3 protein-coding genes and 1 pseudogene are annotated in these 4,607 nt (G+C 47.6%); 2 read left to right on the top strand and 2 right to left on the bottom strand.

All coding sequences use genetic code 11. The features are described from left to right. Window positions 1-120: 120 nt before the first annotated feature. Window positions 121-732, bottom strand: a pseudogene (locus tag CINSTRO3249_RS12895) (tyrosine-type recombinase/integrase); the annotation flags it as partial. A 178-nt stretch (window positions 733-910) separates the two neighbouring features. Next, entirely contained in the window at window positions 911-1,774 is an 864-nt protein-coding gene (locus CINSTRO3249_RS12890) for a YicC/YloC family endoribonuclease (RefSeq protein ID WP_074013571.1), read from the bottom strand. A 126-nt stretch (window positions 1,775-1,900) separates the two neighbouring features. Here CINSTRO3249_RS12890 and rph point away from each other — a divergent pair, with 126 nt between their 5' ends. Together rph and CINSTRO3249_RS12880 are read left to right on the top strand one after the other, a co-directional pair. After that, a complete protein-coding gene (gene rph, locus CINSTRO3249_RS12885; protein WP_074013570.1) occupies window positions 1,901-2,620 on the top strand; it encodes a ribonuclease PH in 720 nt (239 codons plus the stop codon). A 359-nt stretch (window positions 2,621-2,979) separates the two neighbouring features. Beyond that, window positions 2,980-4,491: a hypothetical protein gene (locus CINSTRO3249_RS12880; RefSeq protein WP_125933191.1), complete on the top strand. Its 1,512-nt coding sequence runs from the start codon at window positions 2,980-2,982 to the stop codon at window positions 4,489-4,491. Window positions 4,492-4,607 lie beyond the last annotated feature (116 nt).

The following is a 4,607-nucleotide window of genomic DNA, read 5'->3' as shown; positions in this document are numbered from 1 at the left end:
CAACAGGTCCTGAGGGGAGTGGCAATCCTGGAGCAATTGGTCAATAAGATCGTTGCTGATAGGCATTTTGTAGTCCTTTAAAGGTTTTGCTAAAAATGCCATTTACACAGATTATTTTACAGCCTCGGCAATCTCAAAAGCGGTTGTAGGATTACTTTCCAGCATATGGCGCTTGATACCATAGTTAAAGATTCGGCGTGTCCAGCGCAATACATCGTTAGCGACAGTAGGCGCGTTACGAGCGATAATCTTTTGCAGCATCTCATCGATATGGCGTGGGCGAACATCTTCAACCTTAATATGCCCAATGTTGGGATTGATATCTTTTTCAATACGACGACGTAGGATGTCGGGATGCTTCCAGTTACCTAATATCTGACGTTCAAAGTACTCTTGTGCCAGCTCAGACACCTTTAACGCATACTTTTCTTCTTCTATCTTTTTAATGGCTTCAGCTTTGCGCTCCTGCTTTTCACCTGCAACGTCATAGCCTAAGGCAACACGAGCTGAGAGTGTTTTAGCTGTTTAACGTGCTTTTGCGAGTGATATGCCTGAATAGTAACCAATGAGCATAACTCTGGCTTTTCCCGATAATTTGTAACGAAAGCGCCAGAATGGAGCACTGTAGGTTTCTGGAAAACAAAGATATAGCCCATTACCATCTGAACGCCCCGCAAAGCGCTCTCCGTTTCTTATCCATGTCCTTATTTGTATGTCTGTAAGTTTTCCCATATTTCACCCATTTCATTGAGGGGTGTACTTAAAACCAAGTAAGTATACCTTTAAGTACATCAAGTTATGCGCTGTAGTGATATTATATGAGACTTTATGGTATTAAAAAAGCCCGCTATTACGCGAGCTTAGCTGTGTTTGTGAGGTGTTGTGAGATTCGATGAGTCAGTGTGAAACATTACTCAATATTTTGTATCTGCTCGCGCATTTGTTCAATCAGCACTTTCAATTCGATGGCGGATGCCGTCACGTCGGCGTTAATGGATTTTGACGCCAGGGTATTCGCCTCGCGGTTGAATTCCTGCATCATGAAATCCAGCCGTCGGCCTACCGCCTCTTTTTTAGTCAAAATCTGGTAGGTTTCTTTCACATGGGCATCCAGGCGATCCAGCTCTTCCGCAACGTCAGTTCGCTGCGCCAGCATCACCAGCTCCTGTTCCAGGCGGTTACCGTCCAGTTGCACCTGTGCTTCTTCCAGTTTATTCAGCAGCCTTTCACGCTGCCAATTCAGTACCGCCGGCATCTGCTGGCGCACGTTGGCCGCCTCGGCGCTGACACCCGCCAACCGTTGTTCAATTAATGCTTTAAGCGCGTTGCCTTCGGTTTCGCGGGCGCTGATAAAGTCGTTGAGCGTGGCGTCGAGCCCGGACAGCAACTCGGCGCTGATGGCGTCCAGATCCTGTTCCGTCGCGGCCATCACGCCCGGCCAGCGCAGAATGGCCAGCGGATCTATCTTGCCTTCGTCGCTTTGCATTTTCACCCACTGCGCGGCTTCCACCAGCTGTTTGGCGAGAATTTCATTGAGGATCAGCGCGCTTTGCGCGCCGGGATTTACGTCAAAGCGCAAATTACATTCCACTTTGCCTCGGGTAAGGCGCAGGCGGATGCGCTCCCGGATGGCCGGCTCCAGACCGCGGAATTGCTCCGGCAGGCGGATGTAGGTTTCCAGATACCGTTGATTAACGGAGCGCAGCTCCCAGGCGGCAGTGCCCCAAGTGCCCTTAATTTCACGCCGGGCGAAGGCGGTCATACTGCGGATCATAGGCGTACCCGTTTATTATGAAGTTGCTGGGATTATAGCGTCGCCGCGGCAGGCAAGATAGGCATTAGGCGGTGAAGTCCGTATAATGCGCAGCCAACCCTTGATTTGCGAGCCGGAGATACCCCTATGCGCCCAGCAGGCCGAAGCGTACAGCAAGTACGCCCAGTAACGATTACCCGCCATTTTACCCGCCATGCGGAAGGTTCAGTGCTGATAGCCTTTGGCGACACCCGCGTGTTGTGTACCGCGACGGTGGAAGAGGGAGTGCCGCGTTTTCTCAAGGGGCAAGGTCAGGGCTGGATCACCGCCGAATATGGCATGCTGCCGCGCGCCACCCATACCCGCAATCCGCGCGAAGCGGCGAAGGGCAAGCAAGGTGGCCGCACTCTGGAAATTCAGCGCCTTATCGCTCGTTCGCTGCGTGCCGCGGTGGATTTAACCAAATTAGGTGAATATACCATCACCCTGGATTGCGACGTGATACAGGCCGACGGCGGCACCCGGACGGCGTCTATTACCGGCGCCTGCGTGGCGCTGGCCGACGCCCTGAGCAGCATGCAAAAGAAAGGTCAGCTAAAAACCAACCCGATGAAAGGGTTCGTGGCGGCGATTTCGGTGGGTATTGTGGCCGGTGAAGCGGTGTGTGATTTGGAGTATGTCGAAGATTCGGCTGCTGAAACCGATATGAATGTGGTGATGATGGAAGATGGCCGCATGATTGAGGTGCAAGGTACCGCCGAAGGGGAGCCTTTCAGTCAGCAGGAGCTGATTACGCTGCTCGAATTGGCACGCGGCGGCATTGACAGCCTGGTAAAGGCGCAAAAAGCCGCGCTGGCGGGAGAGTAACTCACGGCGCCGGTTGGTATGAGATCCCCGCGATATCTCTCAGGCAATGAAATAGCCTTGAGACATTGTCGTTGGCAATAAACGAACCGGCGTTATTGTAAAATATTTAATTGATGCAAATTCGTGTTACAGAATGCGACATTTAAAATAACGCCTGATAATATATTTTCATAAGCCACGGAGTCATAATTGTAATTAACGCTCTTTACATACATTTTTGATTAGGGTTTATGATAACTAACGTTACTATAAATTCCTAACGGTGTCACAAGCATAAATTGCTGGTGGCGTTTTTTATATTGTGGCTAAAGTTATGGGGGATATATTTTACCTGCCTCTAAATATATAAGGAGCAGGCCATGAATCCATCAAATATAAGTTCCAGACCCTCTATCCCAACGGAAAGTCAATCTTTGCGCTATGCACCTGAGCAGACTGCCGGCCCCTCTTCACAAACAGTTGGCATTGCACAGGTGAGACAAAGCCTCCAAGAGTTTACATCTATAAAAGCATTTGAGCAGCAAAAGAAACATATTTCTTTAAGCGACATCAGCGACATTAAGATAGGCGGAATTACTTATAAAAAAATAGAGGGGCATGAGGGTGTGGCATTTCGTGCTGATACCGATAGCAAGAAAGATCAGAACGGTACCCGTATTACCGGTATCACAAATACCTTAAATGGTATTTTGGTCAAAGAGGCTGTTTTGAAGAGTAATGTCGAACTGATAAGCAAACGGCTTATGCACGCGGCTAGAAAGGTCGATTCACCTATGTCTCTATTTTCTCGTCGAGGAGACGATAAACTGTGTAAATCCGCGCTCGCCAATATGGGTCATCGAGGGCTTGTTAGCGGCAATTTTACCGACCAAGATATTGCGACGGTTGCTAGAATGGCCATCGCCAAGCTGACGCCGGTGAATGCGGATAACTTTGCTCGCATTGAGATGGAACCACGAAAAGCGATGGGCGAACTTATCAATGAGTCGAAGAAATTGACTGCTGAAGACAAGATGCAGCTCAGAGCCTATATTGATGCATTAAGCTATTGTCACCAGCAAGAGGTTAATAGAAAAGGGGCAGAAAGTCTGGAAAAAATGGGGGAGTGCTACCTTATCGCGAGCACGTTGTTCAACCGGAATGCCTTGGTGGACAAAAGCACGGGTAACAAAGATCTACAGGCCTTGTTCAGAACACTCATGTCGGAATGGAGTGAAGCGAAGGCGAGCGAGACGACGGATGTCACTGTAAAACATCCAGTGGACACCGACGAAAAAAGAAAAATTGGTAATACGCTTGATAATCTTTGCGAAACCATAAAAAGTATTGCTAAGGATCCGAATAGAAATGAGGGCTTATTCCGTACGGGAGGAAAAATAAAGGATATGGATATTCTCGAAAATCTCTCTAAAGAGTTTCCTATCACTTTGGAACAGGAATCCCCCGAGTTTATAGCAACGCTATTCAAAAGACAAATGCGGGAGACAATTCCTTTCACAGAAATCGATTACTCTGAGATGGCGAAGCTAATTGAAACACATGGCACAGAAAAACAAGTCAATGATGTTGATAAATTGAATGATATTGTTGATGTTGCGATATCCTATTGCTTTTCTTCGGATCCCGATAAAGAAAGTCAGTATCGCCAGCAGTTAGAAACGTTTAGCTATTGCTACAAATCTGCCCCTGATGGAGATAAAACGAAGTTTACAAAAATCAGCGTTGCCGATAGCAGCTTGCCGGTATTATTTGGGAAAGTGTTAATGACACATGATATTGAAAAGACAAATAATATAAAAGATTTAGTCCACAATATATTACGGAGTTGGCCTGATAAAAAAGCCTCATCAATACCCTCTTCGAGGCTGTAAAATAATCTGTGTAAATGGCATTTTTAGCAAAACCTTTAAAGGACTACAAAATGCCTATCAGCAACGATCTTATTGACCAATTGCTCCAGGATTGCCACTCCCCTCAGGACCTGTTG

This window comes from Candidatus Sodalis sp. SoCistrobi (assembly GCF_900143145.1).
Taxonomy (GTDB): Bacteria; Pseudomonadota; Gammaproteobacteria; order Enterobacterales; family Enterobacteriaceae; genus SoCistrobi.
The sequence above is the reverse complement of the archived record's forward strand: the minus strand, read 5'-3'. Positions and strand labels throughout refer to the sequence as shown.

Bases quoted from the DNA above. Each gene is read 5' to 3' on its own strand.
- CINSTRO3249_RS12890 (WP_074013571.1), bottom strand. From the start codon at position 1,774: ATGATCCGCAGTATGACCGCCTTCGCCCGGCGTGAAATTAAGGGCACT.
- rph (WP_074013570.1), top strand. From the start codon at position 1,901: ATGCGCCCAGCAGGCCGAAGCGTACAGCAAGTACGCCCAGTAACGATT.
- CINSTRO3249_RS12880 (WP_125933191.1), top strand. From the start codon at position 2,980: ATGAATCCATCAAATATAAGTTCCAGACCCTCTATCCCAACGGAAAGT.